Annotated in this window: 19 protein-coding genes; 5 read left to right on the forward strand and 14 right to left on the reverse strand. The window is 67.3% G+C overall.

Features of this window, described 5'->3' with window-relative positions; translation table 11 throughout:
- Nucleotides 1-119 precede the first annotated feature (119 nt).
- The 3 genes from ACFOLG_RS10495 (at nt 120) to ACFOLG_RS10505 (ending at nt 4815) form a co-directional block, all read left to right on the forward strand.
- Entirely contained in the window at nt 120-2174 is a 2055-nt protein-coding gene (locus tag ACFOLG_RS10495; RefSeq protein ID WP_386091496.1) for a prolyl oligopeptidase family serine peptidase, read from the forward strand.
- Between the two features lie 255 nt (nt 2175-2429).
- Complete coding sequence (locus tag ACFOLG_RS10500; protein WP_386091498.1) at nt 2430-4310, forward strand: MFS transporter; 1881 nt, start codon at nt 2430-2432, stop codon at nt 4308-4310.
- Nucleotides 4311-4434: 124 nt separating this feature from the next.
- Nucleotides 4435-4815 carry a cupin domain-containing protein gene (locus ACFOLG_RS10505; RefSeq protein WP_386091499.1) on the forward strand — a complete coding sequence of 127 codons (381 nt, stop codon included), beginning with the start codon at nt 4435-4437 and terminating at the stop codon, nt 4813-4815.
- Nucleotides 4816-5035: 220 nt separating this feature from the next.
- Here the strand turns inward: ACFOLG_RS10505 and ACFOLG_RS10510 are convergent, their stop codons facing one another.
- Together ACFOLG_RS10510 and ACFOLG_RS10515 are read right to left on the reverse strand one after the other, a co-directional pair.
- Nucleotides 5036-5749, reverse strand: a complete 714-nt coding sequence (locus ACFOLG_RS10510; protein WP_386091500.1) for a S4 domain-containing protein — start codon at nt 5747-5749, stop codon at nt 5036-5038.
- A 33-nt stretch (nt 5750-5782) separates the two neighbouring features.
- Nucleotides 5783-6412 (reverse strand): YceH family protein, encoded by a 630-nt coding sequence (locus ACFOLG_RS10515; RefSeq protein ID WP_386091501.1) that lies wholly within the window; start codon nt 6410-6412, stop codon nt 5783-5785.
- A gap of 111 nt (nt 6413-6523) precedes the next feature.
- On the opposite strand from ACFOLG_RS10515, the gene ACFOLG_RS10520 reads away from it, so the two are divergent.
- The gene (locus ACFOLG_RS10520; protein ID WP_386091502.1) at nt 6524-7273 is read left to right on the forward strand and encodes a TlyA family RNA methyltransferase; all 750 of its coding nucleotides are present in this window, start codon (nt 6524-6526) and stop codon (nt 7271-7273) included.
- A gap of 69 nt (nt 7274-7342) precedes the next feature.
- Here ACFOLG_RS10520 and ACFOLG_RS10525 read toward each other — a convergent pair whose 3' ends face one another.
- The 3 genes from ACFOLG_RS10525 to ACFOLG_RS10535 all read right to left on the reverse strand — a co-directional run bounded on the left by ACFOLG_RS10525 (nt 7343) and on the right by ACFOLG_RS10535 (nt 9206).
- Nucleotides 7343-7831 carry a universal stress protein gene (locus tag ACFOLG_RS10525; RefSeq protein ID WP_386091504.1) on the reverse strand — a complete coding sequence of 163 codons (489 nt, stop codon included), beginning with the start codon at nt 7829-7831 and terminating at the stop codon, nt 7343-7345.
- A gap of 182 nt (nt 7832-8013) precedes the next feature.
- Nucleotides 8014-8853: a class III extradiol dioxygenase family protein gene (locus ACFOLG_RS10530; RefSeq protein ID WP_386091506.1), complete on the reverse strand. Its 840-nt coding sequence runs from the start codon at nt 8851-8853 to the stop codon at nt 8014-8016.
- 2 nt (nt 8854-8855) lie between these two features.
- The gene (locus ACFOLG_RS10535; protein ID WP_386091508.1) at nt 8856-9206 is read right to left on the reverse strand and encodes a protocatechuate 4,5-dioxygenase subunit alpha; all 351 of its coding nucleotides are present in this window, start codon (nt 9204-9206) and stop codon (nt 8856-8858) included.
- A gap of 86 nt (nt 9207-9292) precedes the next feature.
- Between ACFOLG_RS10535 and ACFOLG_RS10540 the strand changes: the two genes are divergently transcribed.
- Nucleotides 9293-10210, forward strand: a complete 918-nt coding sequence (locus tag ACFOLG_RS10540) for a LysR family transcriptional regulator (RefSeq protein ID WP_386091510.1) — start codon at nt 9293-9295, stop codon at nt 10208-10210.
- Nucleotides 10211-10657: 447 nt separating this feature from the next.
- Here the strand turns inward: ACFOLG_RS10540 and ACFOLG_RS10545 are convergent, their stop codons facing one another.
- The 9 genes from ACFOLG_RS10545 to ACFOLG_RS10585 all read right to left on the reverse strand — a co-directional run bounded on the left by ACFOLG_RS10545 (nt 10658) and on the right by ACFOLG_RS10585 (nt 19357).
- Nucleotides 10658-11995: an MFS transporter gene (locus ACFOLG_RS10545; protein WP_386091512.1), complete on the reverse strand. Its 1338-nt coding sequence runs from the start codon at nt 11993-11995 to the stop codon at nt 10658-10660.
- 350 nt (nt 11996-12345) lie between these two features.
- The gene (locus ACFOLG_RS10550) at nt 12346-13290 is read right to left on the reverse strand and encodes an AEC family transporter (RefSeq protein WP_386091513.1); all 945 of its coding nucleotides are present in this window, start codon (nt 13288-13290) and stop codon (nt 12346-12348) included.
- A 19-nt stretch (nt 13291-13309) separates the two neighbouring features.
- Nucleotides 13310-14311 carry an aldo/keto reductase gene (locus ACFOLG_RS10555; RefSeq protein WP_386091514.1) on the reverse strand — a complete coding sequence of 334 codons (1002 nt, stop codon included), beginning with the start codon at nt 14309-14311 and terminating at the stop codon, nt 13310-13312.
- Between the two features lie 15 nt (nt 14312-14326).
- Nucleotides 14327-15289 (reverse strand): Gfo/Idh/MocA family oxidoreductase, encoded by a 963-nt coding sequence (locus ACFOLG_RS10560; RefSeq protein ID WP_386091516.1) that lies wholly within the window; start codon nt 15287-15289, stop codon nt 14327-14329.
- Nucleotides 15290-15319: 30 nt separating this feature from the next.
- On the reverse strand, nt 15320-16189 hold the full coding sequence (locus tag ACFOLG_RS10565) for a class III extradiol dioxygenase subunit beta (RefSeq protein ID WP_386091517.1): 870 nt from the start codon (nt 16187-16189) through the stop codon (nt 15320-15322).
- On the reverse strand, nt 16189-16641 hold the full coding sequence (gene ligA, locus ACFOLG_RS10570) for a protocatechuate 4,5-dioxygenase subunit alpha (protein ID WP_386091519.1): 453 nt from the start codon (nt 16639-16641) through the stop codon (nt 16189-16191). Before ligA ends, ACFOLG_RS10565 begins: the two co-directional genes overlap by 1 nt.
- Before the next feature lie 3 nt (nt 16642-16644).
- Entirely contained in the window at nt 16645-17565 is a 921-nt protein-coding gene (locus tag ACFOLG_RS10575) for an amidohydrolase family protein (protein WP_386091521.1), read from the reverse strand.
- A 60-nt stretch (nt 17566-17625) separates the two neighbouring features.
- Entirely contained in the window at nt 17626-18309 is a 684-nt protein-coding gene (gene ligK, locus ACFOLG_RS10580; RefSeq protein WP_386091523.1) for a 4-carboxy-4-hydroxy-2-oxoadipate aldolase/oxaloacetate decarboxylase, read from the reverse strand.
- Nucleotides 18310-18331: 22 nt separating this feature from the next.
- Nucleotides 18332-19357, reverse strand: coding sequence for an amidohydrolase family protein (locus ACFOLG_RS10585; protein WP_386091525.1), 1026 nt, complete (start codon nt 19355-19357; stop codon nt 18332-18334).
- Nucleotides 19358-19371 lie beyond the last annotated feature (14 nt).

The following is a 19371-nucleotide window of genomic DNA, read 5'->3' on the forward strand; positions in this document are numbered from 1 at the left end:
CCATGCCGGCCGTGGCCGCGGCGGCCCGGCCGCGCAACACGCCGCCACGCTTTGCAGTAAGCGCCGGCTGCCGCACAATCCGCCCATTCCGCCTTGCGGCCAACCTTTGCGCCTATCCGATGACCGATCACTCCCACGACCCGTTCCAGTGGCTGGAAAGCCTGGACGATGCCGCCGCCCTTGCCTGGGTGGCCGAACAGAACGCCGCCACCCGCGCCCGGCTGGACAGCGACCCGCGCTTTGCCGGGCTGAAGGCATCCATCCTCGCCAATCTGCGCGACACGCGGCAGATTCCGTTCTTTGCCGAGCATGCCGGCTGGCTGTACAACTTCCATCAGGACGAGGCCCATCCGCGCGGCATTTACCGCCGCTGCACGCTGGATGCCTACCGCGCCAATGCGCAGGACTGGCACACGGTGCTGGATATCGACGCGCTGGCCGATGCCGAGCAGGTGGACTGGTACCTGGACGGCGTATCGCACTACACCGAGCAGCCCGAACATGTGCTGCTGAGCCTCACCCCCGGCGGCTCCGACGCCACCATAACCCGCGAATACGATCTGGAGGCGCAGGCCTTTGTCGCCGGCGGCTTCAGCTTTCCCTACGGCAAGAACCACATCGCCTGGCGCGATCTGGACAGCGTGTTCGTGTGCCCGGCCTGGGACGAGGCGCAGCTGACCCGCGCCGGCTACCCGCGCGAAGTGTGGCTGCTGCAGCGCGGCCAGAGCTGGGACCAGGCGCAGCCGCTGCTGCAGTTGGACGAAGACGCGATGATGGTGGCGGCGTGGCGCTTCCTGGATGCGGCCAACCCTGTAGCGCCGGGCACCATCACCGCCTTCGACATCATCGAGGCGTCCGACAGCTTCTACAGCAAAACCTATTACCATCTGGCAGGCGATAGCCTGATCGCGCTACCGCTGCCGGAGCGCGCCGAGATCGAGGCCTACAGCCACGGCGACCTGATCGTGAAGCTGGCCGAGGACTGGGCCTTCGCCGGCCGCAACTACCTTGCCGGTAGTCTGCTGGCGGTGGCCTGTGCCGCCGGCAGCGCCAAGGTTGGCCGCATCGCCGAGCTGTTCGTGCCGAACGAGGCGCAGTCGGTGGAGATGGTGGAGGCCACGCTGAATCTGCTGGCCATCATCGTGATCGACCAGGTGAAAAGCCGCCTGCTCACCCTGCGCTGGGCGGCTGGCGACTGGCAGCCGCACGCCAACCCGCTGCCCACCGGCGGGGTGATCGAGTTCGCCGACCAGCCGTGGCACAGCGACCTGTTGTACTACAGCTACAGCGACTTCCTCACCCCGGCCGGGCTGTACCGGCTGGACCTGCTGGCCGGCGGCGAGCCGGAAGTGCTGCGCCAGCAGCCGGCCGCCTTCGACGCCGCCGGCTATGTGGCCGAGCAGCAGCAGGCGCGCGCACCGGACGGCACCGCGATTCCCTACTTCGTGGTGCATCGCCGCGGCCTGGCGCTGGATGGCAGCGCGCCGGCGCTGCTGTACGGCTACGGCGGTTTCGAAGTGCCGATGATGCCCTACTACATGGACAACTTCGGCCCGCAGTGGCTGGAAAAGGGCGGCGTGTTCGTGGTGGCCAATATCCGCGGCGGCGGCGAGTTCGGCCCGGCCTGGCACCAGGCGGCGCAAGGGCCGCGGCGGCAGGTGAGCTTCGACGACTTCATCGCGGTGGCGGAAGACCTGATCGCGCGCGGCTACAGCAGCCCGCGCCGGCTGGGCATCGAGGGCGGCAGCAACGGCGGCCTGCTGGTGGGCGCCTGCATGGTACAGCGCCCGGAACTGTTCAACGCCGTGGTGTGCGAGGTGCCGCTACTGGACATGCTGCGCTACCCCGAGCTGCTGGCCGGCGCCAGCTGGATCGACGAATACGGCGACCCGGACGAGCCGGACGAGCGCGCCGCGCTGGCGGCCTACTCGCCCTACCACCACGCCAGCGCCGACGCGCGCTACCCGCTGGCGCTGTTCACCACCAGCAGCAAGGACGACCGGGTGCACCCGGCGCACGCGCGCAAGATGGTGGCGCTGCTGCAGGACCAGGGCCACGACGTGCTGCTGTTCGAAACCGAGGGCGGCGGCCACGGCGGCAATACCGGCCAGGAGCAGACCGCCGAGGAACTGGCGCGGGTGCTGGTCTACCTGTATCGCCAGTTGATGGATTGAAACCACGGCTGGCGGCCAACCCTGGCGCGTGGGCGGCTTCGCTAGACAAACGACGCGACGGCAGCGCTGGAGTGCGCCCCGTAGCAAGGCGCCAACTGCAGCAATAGCCGTCGCCATGGCGAGGATGCGCAACGCCGCCATGGGGGGCATGGCGTGCTGTCGTGTTGCGGGATTGGCGAAACAGCCTACTAAGGTTGGCCGCAAGGCGGCGGCTGACATACCATGCCGCCATCGACCTTCCCCCATGGCGGCAGCATGTCCCATCATCCCAACCAGTTCGACCTGTTCAAGACGCGGCGTTTCCTGCCGCTGTTCGTCACCCAGTTCTTTGGCGCCTTCAACGACAACCTGCTGAAAAACGCGGTGGTGGTGCTGATCAACTTCCACGGCATGCAGCTGCTGGGCCTGCCGCCGGAGCTGATGATCCAGCTGGCCGCCGCGCTGTTCATCCTGCCGTTCTTCCTGTTTTCCGCCACTGCCGGCCAGCTGTGCGAGAAGTACGACAAGGCGGCGGTGGCGCGCGTGGTGAAGCAGATGGAGATCGCCATCATGCTGGTGGCGGCGCTGGGCTTCTGGCTGCACAACGGCGCCGTGCTGATGTCCACCATCTTCCTGATGGGGGTGCATTCCACGCTGTTCGGGCCGCTGAAATTCAGCGTGCTGCCGCAGTATCTGCAGCCGCAGGAACTGGTGGGCGGCAACGGCCTGATCGAGATGGGCACCTTCGTCTCCATCATCCTCGGCCAGGTGGCCGGCACCGTGCTGGTGAATGCCGATCCGCAGCGCATCACCATCATCGTGGCACTGCTGGCCTGCGCGCTGGCCGGCCTCGCCGCCGCGCGGCGCATGCCGCCGGCACCGCCGGCCGCCGCGCACCTGCCGGTGGACTGGCACATGCCGCGCCAGACCTGGGCCATCATCCAGCAGGCCAAGCAAAGCCGCCCAGTGTGGCTGTCGCTGCTGGGCATCTCCTGGTTCTGGTTCCTCGGCGCGCTGTATCTGTCCAAGCTGCCGACCTTCGCCTCCGAGGTGCTCGGCGGCGACGCCAGCGTCTACACCCTGCTGATGACGCTGTTTTCGCTGGGCGTGGGGCTGGGGTCGATGCTGTGCGAGAAGCTGTCCGGCAGCAAGGTGGAGCTGGGGCTGGTGCCGTTCGGCTCGCTGGGGCTGTGCCTGTTCGGCATCGACCTGTACTTCGCCACCCCGGCCCACGCCGCCGGCACGCTGAGCTGGCTGGGCGTCATCGGCGGTGCCGGCTACTGGCGGCTGATGGCGGACTTCACCCTGATCGGCGTGTTCGGCGGCTTCTACATCGTGCCGCTGTACGCGCTGGTGCAGTCGCGCGCCGCGCCGGCGTTCCGCTCGCGCGCCATCGCCGCCAACAACATCCTCAACTCGCTGTTCATGGTGGGCTCCGCCGCCTTTGCCGCGGTGCTGGCGGGTGCCGGGGTGAGCATCCCCAATGTGCTGCTGATCGCCGCGCTGCTGAACCTGGTGGTGGCGCTGTACATCTACAGCCTGCTGCCGGAATTCCTGATGCGCTTCCTGGTGTGGATCGCCACCCACACCCTGTACCGCATCCGCCACGAAGGGCTGGAGCATATTCCGGAAGAAGGCCCCTGCGTACTGGTATGCAACCACGTGAGCTTCATGGACGCGCTGATCCTGGCCGGTGCCGTGCGCCGGCCGATCCGCTTCGTGATGGATCACAGCATCTTCAAGGTGCCGCTGCTGAACTTCATCTTCCGCACCGCGCGGGCGATCCCGATCGCGCCGGCCAAGGAAGACCCGCAGGCCAAGGCCCGCGCCTTCGACGCGGTGGCGGCGGCGCTGGCCGACGGCGAGGTGGTGTGCATCTTCCCGGAAGGCAAGATCACCTACGATGGCAATATCAGCCCGTTCAAGAGCGGCATCGAGGAGATCGTGGCGCGCACGCCGGTGCCGGTGGTGCCGCTGGCGTTGTGCGGCATGTGGGGCAGCTTCTTCTCGCGCCGCTACGGCGCCGCCATGCTGTGCTGGCCGCGCCGCGCCTGGAGCAGGATCGCGCTGAAGGCCGCGGCGCCGCTGCCGGCGGCCGGGGTGAGCGCCAGCGCGCTGCAGCTGGAGGTGAGCCGCTTGCGCGGCGAATGGCGCTGAGCCGGGCCGCATGCCCGCCGGCTATTTTGCCGCGCACGGCTTGCCGCCACTGTCCGCTTGTGCCAGAGTGGCGGACACAGATTTGATCAAGTTTTAATAAAGCAGCACTACAAAGGAGCGTTTCGTGTCTAGCGCAAACGATATCGTTCTGTTCCACCAACAGGACATCACCCCCGATACCTTCGCCGCCCCTGCCGAGCGCCAGTTGAGCGGCCCCTGCCAGCAGGCAGTGGAAATGCATTACAGCGATCCGACCGGCCAGTTCCACGCCGGGCTGTGGTCTGGAGGTGTCGGCGCCTGGCGGGTGAAATACACCGAGTGCGAGTTCTGCACCCTGCTGGAAGGCCACGTGCGCATGCATGGCGACGACGGCTCGATGGTGGAGATCGTCGCCGGCCAGCATTTCGTGATTCCCGCCGGCTTCGAAGGGGTGTGGGAAGTGATCGAACCGGCCAAGAAAACCTTCGCCGTGTTCGAGGAAGACCACCTGGCGCGCAAGGACTGAGCCCGCCAGCGACAGAAAGCAAACAGGCCACCGAGATCCGGTGGCCTGTTTTTCTTCCGTCATGGCGCCTCGAAAAACCCCGCTTTCCAATCGGGATAAGCCGCAGCGAGACAAGGCGCGCATGAAAAATCCCGACGCCGCCTAGGGTTGCGATGTAAGGCGGCATTTTTCGTGAGCAACGCCGTATCGCAACGAAAGCGGGAGGTTTACAAGCTGCCCGCTAGAATTTTTCCAGCGCCGTCATATAGCGCCACTGCCCGGCCGGCAGCTTGCCCAGCCGCACGCGGCCGATGCGGATGCAGTGGCAGCCGGCGGCGGCAACGTTGGCCGCAGCCAACATGGCGGCGATCATGCCCGGCGCCGGTTTCTTCAGCACCACGCACAGCTGGCGCTCGCTCTGGCGGCTGACGCGGCCGGCGCGCAGCTGCTTGCCGGCCACCTCCACCCCGCCCTGCAACAGCTTCAGCGCCGCCTCGGACAGCGGTGCCGCCAGGTTCACCAGCCATTCCTGCTCGAAATCGCCGGCCTGCATCTGGCGCGCGGTCTTGCCGTCCTGGGTGGCCACCAGCAGACCACTGTCGCCGGCCTGCAGCGCGCCAAAGAATTGCAACCGCTGCTGGTGCTTGCGCATGTACACCAGGCCGGAGTTGTCGTCGGCGGCGCGCTGCGCCGGCAGCAGCTGCGCCAGCAGTTGTTGCTCGCCCAGCGGCGCCGGCTTGTGCAGCAGCATGCTGATGCGCTCCGGCTGTTCGCGCGGGCCGCCGGCGGCCAGCTCGATGCGCTGCTCCGCAGTGACCCGGCTGCCCAGTACATCCACCACCACCCCGTCCACCCGCACCAGGCCCTGGGCGATGTAATCATCCGCCTCGCCGCGCGAACACAGCCCCAGTTCGGCCATGCGCTTGGAAAGACGGATGCTTTGCTGCTCTGTCATGACTACCTTTCCTGATTCGATAATGCCGGCGGCTTAATGGCCGCCCTGCTCCAGCTGCGCCACCCGCTGCAGCAGCTGTGCCAGTTGCTGTTCCAGCTCGCTCACCCGCGCCGCCAGCGACGGATCGGCCGCCTCGCCCGGCGCGGCGGCCAGGCTGACGTCGTACGGCAACAGGGTATGCACCCAGCGTGCCTCGCGCGCGCCCGGCTGGCGCGCCAGTTTTTCCACCAGCGGCGGGTATTTGTCGGCCAGCGCGTTCAGCGCGGTGTCCACTTCCTCCACGCCGCTGAAGCTGTACATGCGGCCGGCGCGGCTGCGCAGCTCGGCGCTGGTCTGCGCGCCGCGCAGCAGCAGCAGGCCCAGCACCGCCAGGCGCGCGCCGTCGATATTCCACGCGTAGTTGAGGCGATGCTCGTACTTGGCGACGCGGCTGCCGGCCGGCAGGCGTTCGGACACCAGCTTCAGCGCCAGCAGGCTGTCCAGCGCGGCGCTGATCTCGCCTTCGCTCAGGCTCAGCACCGGTTCGCGGCTGGTGAGCTGGTTGCAGGCCGACTGCAGCGCATTCAGCGTCAACGGGTAGTTGTCGGGCGTCAGCGCCTGCTTCTCGATCAGCGCGCCCAGCACGCGCGCGGCGTGCGGTTCCAGTATCAGTCTGTCGTCCATGCTTGTCCCCTGTGGTCGTTCCGGCCGCCATCATCGCACTGCCGCCGGCTTGCGGCCAACCTTGTCTGCGTCTACCCTTGCGCGGTTTTGGCACGCGGATGGATGCAGGATATGAAACGGCTGGATGTTTTGCTGGTGGAACAAGGGCTTGCCGCCTCGCGCACCGCGGCACAGGCGCTGATCGAGGCCGGGCGCGTCAGCCTGGCCGGGCGGCCGCTGGCCAAGGCCAGCCAGAAGCTGGCGGACGACAGCGTGTTCGACATCGTGCCGGACGAGGCCGACCGCTACGTGTCGCGCGGCGGGCTGAAGATGGCCGGCGCGCTGGCGGCAGCCGGGCTGGATGATATCCGCGGCTGGCGCGCGCTGGACGTCGGCCAGTCCACCGGCGGCTTTAGCGACTGCCTGCTGCAGCACGGCGCGGCGCGGGTGGTGGGGGTGGATGTCGGCCACGGCCAGCTGGCGCCGCGCATCGCCGCCGATGAACGGGTACGCTACTTCGAGGGGGTGAACGCGCGTGCGCTGGATCACGCCGCGCTGCTGGCGGCCAACGACGGCCAGCCGTTCGACCTGATGGTGTGCGACGTGTCGTTCATCTCGGTAACGCTGATCTACCCGTCGGCGCTGCCGCTGATCCGCCCCGGCGGCTATCTGCTCAGCCTGGTGAAACCGCAGTTCGAGGTTGGCCGCGACGGTCTGGGCCACGGCGGCATCGTGCGCGATGCCTCGCTATACCGCGGGGTGGAGGACAAGATCAGCCAGGCGATTGCCGAGCAGGGTTTCGAACGGCTGGGCTGGTTCGACAGCCCGATCAAGGGCGGCGACGGCAACCACGAGTTCTTCGTGCTGGCGCGCCGGCGCTGAGCGCGGCGGCCTGCATGACAAACGGGGCGCTGCGTGCGCCCCGTGCTGTTGGCTGACGGCGGGCCGAACTCAGGCGGCGGTGCCGGCGCTAGGGGTGTCGTCGTCTTCCGGGTTGCGCACCACCAGCAGCGGCAGCGTGGCGCGACGCAGTACCGTCTCTGCAAAGCTGCCCAGCAGCAGGTGCTTCCAGCCGCGGTGGCCGTGGGTGCCGATCACCAGCAGGTCGGAGGCGCCGCCGGTGGCAAAATCCACCAGCAGGGCTGCCGCCTCGGCACCGCCCTGCGGCGCTTCCAGCAGGTGGGTGCTGATGTCGCCGACACCATGCTGCGCGGCATAGGCTTTCGCCTCGTCCAGCACGCGCTGGCCCTGGTTGCGCGCCTCTTCCTGCAAGCCCTGCAGATCCAGCATGCCGACACTGTCGACCACGAAGTCGTGCACGCTGATCACGTGTACCAGCGACAGCCGCGCCTTGGCCGCCGCCGCCAGGCGCACCGCTTCGATCAGGGCCGGACGGGCGTTGTGGCTGCCATCGAGTGCCACGGTCAAATGACGATACATGGTGTGTTCCTTGGGTGGGTTAGGAAGTTGTCATTATGAGCCGCCGGCCGGGCAGCGGCGAAGCGGCGATCGGCGCTTGTTTGATCTGCTGCAAAGCGCGGCGGGCCTGCCGCGCGGCCCCTGCTTTCACTGTAGCAAGCGGCGGGCCGCCACGCCGGGCGGCCTGCCGCGCCGCGCTTGCGCTAGCGGTTGTCGAACAGCATCAGCCCGGCGGCGGTGTTGGAGATCGGGATGTGATAGTTGCGGTGCAGCTCGCGCACCTCGCCGGTCAGCGCGGCCCGGGTGGCCAGCCACATCAGCAGCTCCACGCCCTGGGTGCCGGTGTACTCCACCAGCTGTGCGTTGCTGTACTGCGTCGCCCACTGCGGGTTGGCCGCCAGGCTGTCCATGAAGCGCAGGTCGAAGTCCTTGTTGATGAAACCGGCGCGCTCGCCGTCCAGCTGGTGCGACAGGCCGCCGGTGCCGATGATCACCACCTTCAGCTCCTCCGGCCAGCCGGCGATGGCGCGGCCGATGGCCTGGCCCAGCTTGTAGCAGCGGGTGGCGGACGGCAGCGGGTACTGCACGGTGTTGATGCACACCGGGATGGTGCGCACCGGAATGCTGTCGCCCTGCGGCCACAGCAGCTTCATCGGCAGCGAGAAGGCATGGTCGACCAGCATTTCCTGGCAGCTGGTGATATCGAACTCGTCGGCCACCAGGCTGTTGATCAGCTGCCACGACAGCGCGGCATCGCCCGGGAACGGCGGCAGCGTCGGAATGCCCCAGCCCTCGTCGGCATTGCAGTACTGCGCCGCCGCGCCCACGGCGAAGGTCGGCAGCTTGTCGAGGAAGAAATTCAGCCCGTGATCGTTGTAGATCACCACCGCCACGTCGGGCTTCACCTCATCCAGCCATTGCTGCACCGGGGCAAAGCCGTCGAAGAACGGCTTCCAGTACGCGTCCTGCTGCAGATTGTTGGCGATGGCGCGACCGATGGCCGGTACGTGCGAAGTGGTAATGCCGCCTACGATTGTTGCCATGATTATTTCCCCGCCTCTACCAGCATCTGTTTGAACGCTTCCTTGCTCATCCCGGTCTGCAATGCCCCCAGGTCCTGCACGTCCAGCCCGAGGATGCCGGCGAACTTGGCCAGGTAGTACACATTGCCGCCGGCCGCCAGCAGCCCCAGCACATCGCGCTCGCGCACCACGCGGGCCTGCGCCTCGTTCAGGCCGAAGCGCGCACAGTAGCCGGCCTCGTCGGCGGCAAACGCCTGGCGGTTGGCCGCATCGTTGAATGAAAAGCACATCTTGTTGAGGGCGTAGCCCTTCATCGCCATGTCACCGTCGAACAGACTGGTGCCCGGCACATTGAATTTGCTGGTCTCTTGCACGGTGTTTCTCCTTGTTGCCCCGCGGGGTGATGGGTAGTATCCGCAAAGCAATACCCCGGATAAACACAGGGACATTGATAGCATTCATGAGCGATTTCGATTATTCGCACCTCGACGGCAAGCTGCTGCAGCTGCTGCTGGCCATCATCGAGGCGCAGTCGGTGACCGGCGCCGCGCAGCGGCTGGGCGTCACCCAGTCGGCGGTGTCGCACCTGCTGGGCAAGCTGCGGCAGATCACCGGCGATCCGCTGTTCGTGAAAAGCGGCCGCGGCATCGTGGCCACCGCGCGCGCCGAGGCGCTGGCGCTGCACGCACGGCTGCTGCTGGAGGACATGCGCCGCTTCGCCGCCGGCAATGAATTCCACCCCGCCACGCTGCACACCACCATCACCATCGCCGCCAACGACTTCCAGCGCGACCTGCTGCTTCCGGCACTGCTCGCACGGCTGCGGCCGCAGGCACCGGGGCTGCGGCTGCGGGTGATCCCCTCCGACGTGCCGCGCGCCGAAATGCTGCGCGAGGGCGACTGCCAGCTGGTGATCTCGCCGCGGCCGCCGGATGCCAGCGACATCCTGCACAAGCGGCTGTTCGAGGACGACTACCGCGTGTTCTACGACCCGGCGATGCGCGCGGCGCCGCAGCGGCTGGCCGACTACCAGGCCGCCGAGCACATCAGCGTGCTGTACAGCCCGCGACGCATGCTGGACGTGGATCAGCAGCTGGCGGCACGCGGCATCGCGCGGCGTTTTGCCGTCACCGTACCCAGCTTTGCCGGCATTCCGGCCTTCCTGCGCGGCAGCGACATGCTGGCCACCGTGCCCGGCCTGCTGGCGCGCGGCTTGATGCAGGGCTTTGCCAGCTGCCCGCTGCCGGCCAAGGTTGGCCGCATGCCGATGTACCTGATCTGGCACCTGAAATACCGCCACGACCCGGCGCACAGCTGGCTGCGCGCCGAGCTGGAACAGGTGGTGGCGGCGGTGCTGGCGGAGCATGGGCAGGCATGAAGAAGCTGTCGCCAGAGCAGTGACTTGAGTAAGACCACCCTTCCATTCGGGTGTTAGACCGCCAGCGACTTGCCCCAGACCCGTTGGCGCGAGCCGGGCAAAATGGGGCGTCCCAGGTGTTAAGCCGCCGCATGTCTGAGCCGCGCGACGCTAACGCGCGGCGAGTTCGGCGGCGCCTGGGGCGTGCCGTTTGGCACGGGGTTTCGAGCAGCCGCCGGGGAGCCGGGGATTGGAAAGGGGCCGGCGGTCGGCCCCTTCCTCGTTCGCCGGGCGAAACCGGCGCCAAAATCATCATCCGCGCAGCGGACTCCATCCTGCTGGCTGCGCGCCGGGCTGGAACAGGTACTGGCCACGCCGGCCTAGCCGCCGGCCCGGACATGACAACACCCGCCGGCGGCGGGTGTTGCAGGGCGGCGGCCCGGCGTGGCGCCGGGCGCGGATGCGGCCTCAGGCCGGCAGCGCCTCCACCTGGCGCGGCGCCATGAAGTACAGCCAGGTCAGCGCCACGAAGTAGCAGCCCGGAATCAGCATGAACAGCAGCGCGTAGTTGTTATGGCTGACCGTCAGCACGTAGCCGACGATCTGGGTCATGAACATGCCGCCAATGGCGCCGATCATGCTGCCAAAACCGAACACGCTGCCGACCACCTCCTTCGGCGTGAAATCCATCACCAGGCTCCAGATATTGGCGGTCCACGCCTGGTGCGCGCCGATGGCCAGCGAGATGGCGGCCACCGCCAGCCACAGGCTGCTGGCGCCGGCGGCGGCGATGATGGACAGGATGCACAGCGCACAGATCAGCATCGCCAGCAGCCGCGCCGGAATCGGCGCCATGCCGCGCGCGATCAACCACGACGACAGCGCGCCACCACCGATGCTGCCGATATCGGCGGTGAGGTAGATCACGATCAGCGGGATGCCCATCTGCGTCACGCTGATGCCCAGCTGGTACTGCTGGTTGAGGAAGGGCGGCAGCCAGTACAGGTAGAACCAGAACACCGGCGCGGTCATGGTGAAGGCCAGCGCGTAGGCCCAGGTGCCGCGCAGGCGCAGGATGCGGCTGTACGGCACCTTGCCGGCCGGCGCCGCCGCTTCGGCGTTGATGTAGTCCAGCTCGGCGCGGCTCACCGTCGGGTGCTGCGCCGGGTTGTGGTAATGGCGCAGCCAGAACAGCAGCCACACCAGGCCGAAGCAGCCGATGACGAAGAACACCGCCGGCCAGCCCCACAGCATCATGATCAGCGGCAGCAGCACCGGCGTCACCAGCGCGCCAACATTGGTGCCGGCATTGAACAGCCCGGTGGCCATCGCCCGCTCGCCGGCCGGAAACCACAGCCGCGTGGTCTTGACGCAGGCCGGATAGTTGGCCGCCTCCGACAAGCCGAGGAAGAAACGGCAGATCATGAAGCCCGCCGCCGACGCCGCCAGCCCGTGCGCGGCGGCGGCCACGCTCCACAGCAGCACCGCCAGCGCGAAGGCGTGTTTCACGCCGACGCGGTCGATAAAGCGGCCCTGGGCGGCAAAGCCGATGGCGTAGCCGAGCTGGAACCAGAAATTGATATTGGCGTAGTCCTGCGCCGTCCAGCTCATCTCCTTGGCCAGGATAGGCTGCAGCACGCCCAGTGCGGCGCGGTCGATGTAGTTGATGGTGGTGGCAAAGAACACCAGCGCCAGCATCCACCAGCGCGTGCGGCCAACCGCCATGGCGCTGTGCCAGCGCTGGCGCAAGCTGGGCGGTGCGCCGGCAATGGACGTGATGGGGGCGTCGTGTTGCGGGGTGTGCATCTTGTTTGTCTCCTGCGAGGTTGTGGTGGTGCCCGGCAGGCATGGCAAGCGCCGGCGTTGCCAGCTGGCAAACCCCGTCTGCTGCCCTCTCTGCGGGCCACTTCTCGTCGTCGTTTATGTTGGCCGCAACGCCCGCGTGGGGTCGTTGCCGCCGGCCGTCTGTGCGGCCTGTGGCCCGGGTCTTTGCCCGGTGCCTGGGTACAGCGTGTTACCTGCTACTTGCGGCCAGCACGTGCGGTGCCGCACTGGCCTTTATGTTGGTGTCCGCTACGCGGCCGCCATTTCGGGCCGCTTCCGCCCGGCATACGGGCAGGGGCCGGGCGCGCGACTCGCGTGACTGGCGGCCACCACTAACCCAATGGATAGCGCTGCAACAGCCAGATCGCCAGGCTGATGGTCAGGAACGAGCTCATGGTCGCCAGCAGCAGCGTGGCGGCGCAGAAGCCCTGCATCTCGTGCCGCTGCCCGAGAATCGGGAAGATGCTCAGCATCGGCATCGCCGCCAGCAGCACGCCGGCCATCGCCAGCTGCGGCTCCACCGGCGCAAACAGCAGCAGCGCCGCCACCACCAGCAACGGATGCAGCAACAGCTTGCTGCCGGCCACCACGCTGACATCGCGCAGCACGCTGCGCAGCGGCAAGCCCACCAGCGAACCGCCGATCAGGAACAGCGCCACCGGCGCCGAGGCGGCGCCCAGCATCGCCACCGGCTTGGCCAGCACCGCCGGCAGCGGCAGCCCCAGCAGCGCCAGCAGCATGCCGGCGACGATGGCCAGGATGATGGGGTTGCGGCGCAGCCCCAGCAGCGAGCGGCCGAAGGCGCGCCAGACGCTGTCGCGACGACTGCCGTCGCCCTCGGACAAGGCAATGCCCAGCGGCAGCAGCAGCAGGTTTTCCACCACCATCGACAGCGCCAGCGCCAGCGTGGCCACCGGCCCCAGCAGCTGGTGCACGATGGGGTAGCCGACGAAGGCGCTGTTGGAACAGGACATGCCCAGCCCGTACAGCGCGGCGCGCGGCAGCGACTGCCGCCGCGCCAGCATTGCCCAGCCGGTGCCCAGCAGCAGCATGCTCAGCGAGCCGATGGCATAGGCGGCCAGGTAGTGGCCGTTGAGCATTTCCGCCGGCGAGCGGCTGGACAGCGAATGCAGGATCAGCGCCGGCAGCGCGAAGCGCGCCACCAATGTGCCCAGCGCCGGCAGCTTGTCCTGCGGGAAGCTACCGCTACGCACCGCCAGGTAACCCAGGCCGATGAGCAGGAAGATGGGGGCGATCACCGCCAGGATAGCGAGCATGGGAGTAGCGTTCCGGCGCTTAGCGCGCGAATTCCTCGGTGTCGATCTCGGTCTGCGTCGCCGCGTTGTAGCGCGCGCCGGCAATCGGCTGCCGCGCCAGCAGCGCCTCCAGCTGCTGCAGCGTATCCACCCCCAGCGCCACGCGGCTGGCGGCGGCATCCTCGCGCAGGTGCGCCAGGCTGGTGGTGCCCGGAATCGGAATCACGTGCTCACCGCGGGTGAACAGCCAGGCCAGCGCCAGTTGCGCCGGCGTGCAGCCGGCGGCGGCGGCGATGGCACGGTATTCGGCCAGGAAGCCAAGGTTGGCCGCATGGTTGGCCGCGCTGAAGCGCGGCATGCCACGGCGGATGTCCTTGTCGTCCAGTGCGGCCAACGTGGCCAGGTCCGGCAGGCCGTCGGCGAGGAAGCCGCGCCCCAGCGGGCTGAAGGCGACAAAGGACACCCCCAGCTGCTTGCAGGCGTCCAGCACCGCGATGTCCGGGTTGCGCGTCCACAGCGAATACTCGCTCTGCAGCGCAGCAATCGGGTGCACCGCCTGCGCGCGACGCAGGGTGGCGGCGGACACTTCGGACAGGCCAATGCTGCGGATCTTGCCCTCGCGCACCAGCTCGGCCAGCGCGCCGACGCTGTCCTCCACCGGCACCTGCCGGTCCCAGCGGTGCAGGTAGTACAGGTCGATGACCTCGGTACGCAGCCGGCGCAGCGAGTCCTCGCAGGTGCGCTTCAGCGTGGCCGGGCGGCCGTCGATCACCCGTTTGCCGTCTACACCGGTCATGCCGCACTTGCTGGCCAGGGTGAAGCGGCTGCGCTGCGGCGCCAGCACGCGCCCCACCAGCTCCTCGTTGGCGCCGAAGCCGTACAGCGCGGCGGTATCGAACAGGGTGATGCCGGCATCCAGCGCCGCCAGCAACAGCGCCTCGGCCTGCTGCGGCGCCGGCGGCGTGCCGTAGGCGTGGCTGAGGTTCATGCAGCCGAGGCCAATGGCCGAGACGGTGAACGGGCCGAGTTGTCGCTGTTGCATGCGGATCTCCGGGTCTTACAGATGAGCGTTCAGCTGCTGTTCCAGCTTGGCCAGCACCTGGTAGCACGGCAGCACCGAGGCGACCGAGGCGTTCGGCTGGCGGCCTTCGCGGATGGCGGCGAAGAATTCGCGGTCCTGCAGCTCGATGCCGTTCATCGACACCTCCACTTTCGATACGTCGATCTGCTCTTCCTTGCCGTTGTACAGATCGTCGTAGCGGGCGATGTAGGTGGCGGAATCGCCGATGTAGCGGAAGAACGTCCCCAGCGGGCCGTCGTTGTTGAAGCTCAAGCTGAGCGTGCAGATGGCGCCGTTGGCCGCCTTCAGCTGGATCGACATGTCCATGGCGATGCCCAGTTCCGGGTGGATCGGACCCTGGATGGCATTGGCCTGCACGATGGGACTGCCGGCCTGGTAGGCGAACAGGTCCACGGTGTGGGCGGCATGGTGCCACAGCAGGTGGTCGGTCCAGCTGCGCGCCTGGCCCAGCGCGTTCATATTGCTGCGGCGGAAGAAGTAGGTCTGCACATCCATCTGCTGGATGTTGAATTCACCGGCCTGCACCTTGCGGTGCACATACTGGTGGCTGGGATTGAAGCGGCGGGTATGCCCCACCATCGCCACCAGGCCGCTCTGCTGCTGCTGCGCTACCACCGCCTCGGCATCGGCCAGGCTGTCGGCCAGCGGAATCTCCACCTGCACATGCTTGCCGGCCTTGAGGCACTGCAGCGCCTGCGCGGCGTGCACCTGGGTGGGGGTGCACAGGATCACCGCGTCCACTTCCGGCAGCGCCAGTGCGTCGGCCAGATCGGTGGCTACATGGGGGATGCCGTACTTGTCGGCCACTTCCTTGGTGGCATCAAAACGGCGGCCAACCAGCGACACCACTTCCACGCCGGCGATGTTCTTGATGGCGTCCAGATGCTTGATGCCGAAGGCGCCGGCGCCAGCCAGCGCAACCTTGATGGTTTTGCTCATGAATTGTCTCCTGCTGCGCGAGGCCGGGCCTCAGCGCGGGTTTTCCAGAATCAGATGGCCTACGGCGGTGTTGGACGCCGGCACATGGTAGAAGCGCTGCTTTACCTCTGGCGCCGGGCCGCCGGCCACGTCCGCCATCGCGCCGCGCGCGATCAGCCACATCACCAGCTCGATGCCCTCGGAGCCGGCTTCGCGCACGTAATCGATGTGCGGCAGCTGCGCCAGTTCGGCCGGGTCGGCGATCAGCTGGTCGAGGAAGGCGTTGTCCCACTCGCGGTTGATCAGGCCGGCGCGCGGACCCTGCAGCTGGTGGCTCATGCCGCCGGTGCCCCAGATCTGCACGTTCAGGTCACCGCTGAACGATTCCACCGCGCGGCGGATCGCCTGCCCCAGCTGGAAGCAGCGGCGGCCGGACGGCACCGGGTACTGCACCACGTTCACCGCGAACGGGATCACCGCGCACGGCCAGGCGCCCTGCTGCGGGTGCTGCTCGCCGAACATCAGCGACAGCGGCACGGTCAGGCCGTGGTCCACGTCCATCTTGTTGACGATGGTGAGGTCGAAGTCGTCCTGGATCACGCTTTGCGCGATGTGTGCGGCCAACTCCGGGTGGCCTTTCACCACCGGCACCGGGCGCGGGCCCCAGCCTTCATCGGCCGGCTGGAATTCGGCAGCGGTGCCGATGGCGAAGGTGGGAATGCAATCCAGGCTGAAGGCGGTGGCGTGGTCGTTGTAGACCAGGAAGATCACGTCCGGCTTCTGTTCCTTGATCCACTGTTTGCCGTAGTCGTAACCGGCAAACACCGGCTGCCAGTACGGCTCCTGCGCCTTGCCCAGGTCCAGCGCCGCGCCGATGGCCGGCACGTGCGAGGTGTAAACGGATGCGGTAATGCGTGCCATCAGTGCTTGTCTCCAGTGTTTGCCTGCCCGGCCTTGCCCTGCGGCTGGTGCTGCGGCTGTGCATCGCCGTCCTCGCCCGGGTAGCGGTTGCCCTCGGCGGAGCGGCCGCCGGCCAGCATCATGTCGCGGTATTCCTCTTCCGTCATGCCGGTCATGCTGCCGGCCATCTGCTGGAAGCTCTTGCCATCGGTGGCGCCGATCTTGGCCAGGAAGTAGATATTGCCGCCCAGCGCGATGCAGCGGTTCAGATCGCGATCCAGCACCGCCTGCTTCTGCTCCTCGCTCATTGCCCACTCGTCGAGATAGGCGCGCTCGTCGGCCTTGAAGCGGGCGCGGTTGTCGGCCTTCATCAGCGACATGCAGAACTGGTTCAGCCAGTAGCCCAGCCGCGATTGCTCGGCATCGAAAATCACGGTGCCGGGAATGTCCTTGTACGGTTTTTGCAGCGACATCGCTCAGCCTTTCACTTGTTCCGGCCAGTACAGGCGCAGCGGGTTATCCACCAGCAGCTTGTGCTGCAGCTCCGGCGTTGGCGCGATATGGGGGATGAAATCCACCAGCAGGCCATCGTCCGGCATGTGGTCTTTCAGGTTGGGGTGCGGCCAGTCGGTGCCCCACAGCACGCGATCCGGAAACTCCTCCACCACGCGGCGCGCAAACGGCACCACGTCGCGATAGGCTGCCTGTTCGCCAGCCAGCGCCTTGGGGCCGGTCAGCGACAGCCGCTCCGGGCAGCTTACCTTGCTCCACACGTTCGGGTTGTCGCGCATGAACTGCAGGAACAGCGCGAATTCCGGGCCGTCCAGCGGCTTGCTCACATCCGGGCGGCCCATGTGGTCCACCACCACGGTGGTGGGCAGGCCGCTGAAGAAATCCCACAGCTCCGGCAGGTCCACGGCTTCAAAGTAGATCACCACGTGCCAGCCCAGCTTGGCGATGCGGCCGGCGATCTCCATCAGCTCGTCCTTGGGGGTGAAATCCACCAGCCGCTTGACGAAGTTGAAGCGCACGCCGCGCACGCCGGCGTCGTGCATCGCCTGCAGTTGTTCATCACTGATGTCGCGGCGCACGGTGGCCACGCCACGCGCCTTGCCGTCGGAATGCAGCAGCGCGTCCAGCAGCGCGCGGTTGTCGGCGCCGTGGCAGGTGGCCTGCACGATCACGTTGCGCTCAAAGCCCAGCTGGTCGCGCAAGGCAAACAGCTGCTGCTTGCTGGCATCGCACGGGGTGTACTTGCGTTCCGGCGCGTACGGGAACTCCTCGCCGGGGCCGAACACGTGGCAGTGGGCATCCACCGCGCCGGCCGGCAGTTGGAACTTGGGTTGGCTCGGGCCCTGATACCAGTCCAGCCAGCCCGGGGTTTTCTGAAATTGCATGATTCTGTCCTTGAGCTAAAGGTTGGCCGCATGCGGCCAACCTTGCGGCGTGGCGCCGTGTCAGTCGATGTAACGCAGACCGGCTTTTTCCAGCGGCTCGCGCATCTGGTACATGTCGAGGCCCAGCACGCCGGCGGCCAGCTTGGCGCGCTTCTCGCCTTCGAAGCTCTCGCGCTTCTCGGCGGCATCGGCCACCTGCTGCGCAATCGCCGCCGGTACTACCACCACGCCGTCCACGTCGGCAATCACCACGTCGCCCGGGTTCACCAGTGCGCCGGCACAGATCACCGGGATGTTCACCGAACCCAGCGTGGCCTTGATGGTGCCCTTGGCGTTGATGGCGCGGCTGAATACCGGGAAGCCCATCTGTTCCAGTTCTTCCACGTCGCGCACGCCGCCGTCGATGATCAGCCCCTTGGCGCCGCGTGCCTGGAAGCTGGTGGCCAGCAGGTCGCCGAAGAAGCCGTCCTCGTTGTCGGTGGTGCAGGCGGCCACCGCCACATCGCCCGGCTGCAGCTGTTCGGCGGCCACGTGCATCATCCAGTTGTCGCCCGGCTGCAGCAGCACGGTCACGGCGGTGCCGCAGATCTTGGCGCCGCGGTACACCGGGCGCATATACGGTTTCATCAGGCCGACGCGGCCCATGGCTTCGTGAATGGTGGCCACGCCGAAGCAGGACAGCTTGGCGACGGCTTTCGGATCGGCACGCTCGATGTTGCGTTTGACGATACCCAGTTGGTTCATGGCTTGTGTCATCGTGGTGTCCTTACTTGCCCTTGGCCTTCAGTGCTGCGTCCAGACGCGAATACACGCGGCGGGCATTGCCTTCGTAGATCTGCTGGCGCTCGTCGGCGGTCAGCTTGGCCGCCTCGATGTAGCGCTTGGTGTCGTCGTAGTAGTGGCCGGTTTCCGGGTCGATGCCGCGCACGGCGCCGATCATCTCGGAGGCGAACAGCACGTTGTCCACCGGAATCACGCGGGTCAGTAGGTCGATGCCCGGCTGGTGGTAGACGCAGGTGTCGAAGAAGATATTGTTCAGCAGGTGATCCTTGAGCAGCGGCTTTTTCAGCTCCTGCGCCAGGCCGCGGAAACGGCCCCAGTGGTACGGCACTGCGCCGCCACCGTGCGGGATCACGAACTTCAGCGTCGGGAAGTCGCGGAACAGGTCCGAGGTCAGGCACTGCATGAAGGCGGTGGTGTCGGCGTTCAGGTAGTGCGCGCCGGTGGTGTGGAACGCGCAGTTGCAGCTGGTGGAGACGTGGATCATCGCCGGGATGTCGTACTCCACCATCTTTTCGTAGATCGGGTACCACTGCTTGTCGGACAGCGGCGGGCTGGTCCAGTGGCCGCCGGACGGGTCCGGGTTGAGGTTGATGCCGACAAAGCCGTAATCGTTGACGCACTTTTCCAGCTCCGAGATGCAGCTGGCCGGAGCCACGCCCGGGCTTTGCGGCAGCATCGCCGCGCCGATGAAGTGCTCCGGGAACAGCTGCGCCACGCGGTAGCACAGCTCGTTGCAGATCGCCGCCCAGGTGGCCGAGGTGTTGAAGTCGCCGATGTGGTGCGCCATGAAGCTGGCGCGCGGGCTGAAGATGGTCAGGTCGGCGCCGCGCTGCTTCATCAGCCGCAGCTGGTTGCTTTCGATGGTGTCGATCAGCTCGTCGTCGCTGATCTGCAGCTCGGAGACTTTCGGCCCCAGCTCGGGGGTGGCCAGGTTGTCGACCTGGCGTTTGCGCCAGTCTTCCAGCGCCTTGGGCGCGGTGGTGTAGTGGCCGTGGATGTCGATGATCATGCTTTTACTCCTGA

Origin of the sequence: Vogesella facilis (assembly GCF_042648525.1) — a bacterium.
GTDB lineage: Bacteria > Pseudomonadota > Gammaproteobacteria > Burkholderiales > Chromobacteriaceae > Vogesella > Vogesella facilis.

Bases quoted from the DNA above. Each gene is read 5' to 3' on its own strand.
- ACFOLG_RS10495 (WP_386091496.1), top strand. From the start codon at position 120: ATGACCGATCACTCCCACGACCCGTTCCAGTGGCTGGAAAGCCTGGAC.
- ACFOLG_RS10500 (WP_386091498.1), top strand. From the start codon at position 2,430: ATGTCCCATCATCCCAACCAGTTCGACCTGTTCAAGACGCGGCGTTTC.
- ACFOLG_RS10510 (WP_386091500.1), bottom strand. From the start codon at position 5,749: ATGACAGAGCAGCAAAGCATCCGTCTTTCCAAGCGCATGGCCGAACTG.
- ACFOLG_RS10515 (WP_386091501.1), bottom strand. From the start codon at position 6,412: ATGGACGACAGACTGATACTGGAACCGCACGCCGCGCGCGTGCTGGGC.
- ACFOLG_RS10520 (WP_386091502.1), top strand. From the start codon at position 6,524: ATGAAACGGCTGGATGTTTTGCTGGTGGAACAAGGGCTTGCCGCCTCG.
- ACFOLG_RS10525 (WP_386091504.1), bottom strand. From the start codon at position 7,831: ATGTATCGTCATTTGACCGTGGCACTCGATGGCAGCCACAACGCCCGT.
- ACFOLG_RS10530 (WP_386091506.1), bottom strand. From the start codon at position 8,853: ATGGCAACAATCGTAGGCGGCATTACCACTTCGCACGTACCGGCCATC.
- ACFOLG_RS10540 (WP_386091510.1), top strand. From the start codon at position 9,293: ATGAGCGATTTCGATTATTCGCACCTCGACGGCAAGCTGCTGCAGCTG.
- ACFOLG_RS10545 (WP_386091512.1), bottom strand. From the start codon at position 11,995: ATGCACACCCCGCAACACGACGCCCCCATCACGTCCATTGCCGGCGCA.
- ACFOLG_RS10550 (WP_386091513.1), bottom strand. From the start codon at position 13,290: ATGCTCGCTATCCTGGCGGTGATCGCCCCCATCTTCCTGCTCATCGGC.
- ACFOLG_RS10555 (WP_386091514.1), bottom strand. From the start codon at position 14,311: ATGCAACAGCGACAACTCGGCCCGTTCACCGTCTCGGCCATTGGCCTC.
- ACFOLG_RS10560 (WP_386091516.1), bottom strand. From the start codon at position 15,289: ATGAGCAAAACCATCAAGGTTGCGCTGGCTGGCGCCGGCGCCTTCGGC.
- ACFOLG_RS10565 (WP_386091517.1), bottom strand. From the start codon at position 16,189: ATGGCACGCATTACCGCATCCGTTTACACCTCGCACGTGCCGGCCATC.
- ligA (WP_386091519.1), bottom strand. From the start codon at position 16,641: ATGTCGCTGCAAAAACCGTACAAGGACATTCCCGGCACCGTGATTTTC.
- ACFOLG_RS10575 (WP_386091521.1), bottom strand. From the start codon at position 17,565: ATGCAATTTCAGAAAACCCCGGGCTGGCTGGACTGGTATCAGGGCCCG.
- ligK (WP_386091523.1), bottom strand. From the start codon at position 18,309: ATGAACCAACTGGGTATCGTCAAACGCAACATCGAGCGTGCCGATCCG.
- ACFOLG_RS10585 (WP_386091525.1), bottom strand. From the start codon at position 19,357: ATGATCATCGACATCCACGGCCACTACACCACCGCGCCCAAGGCGCTG.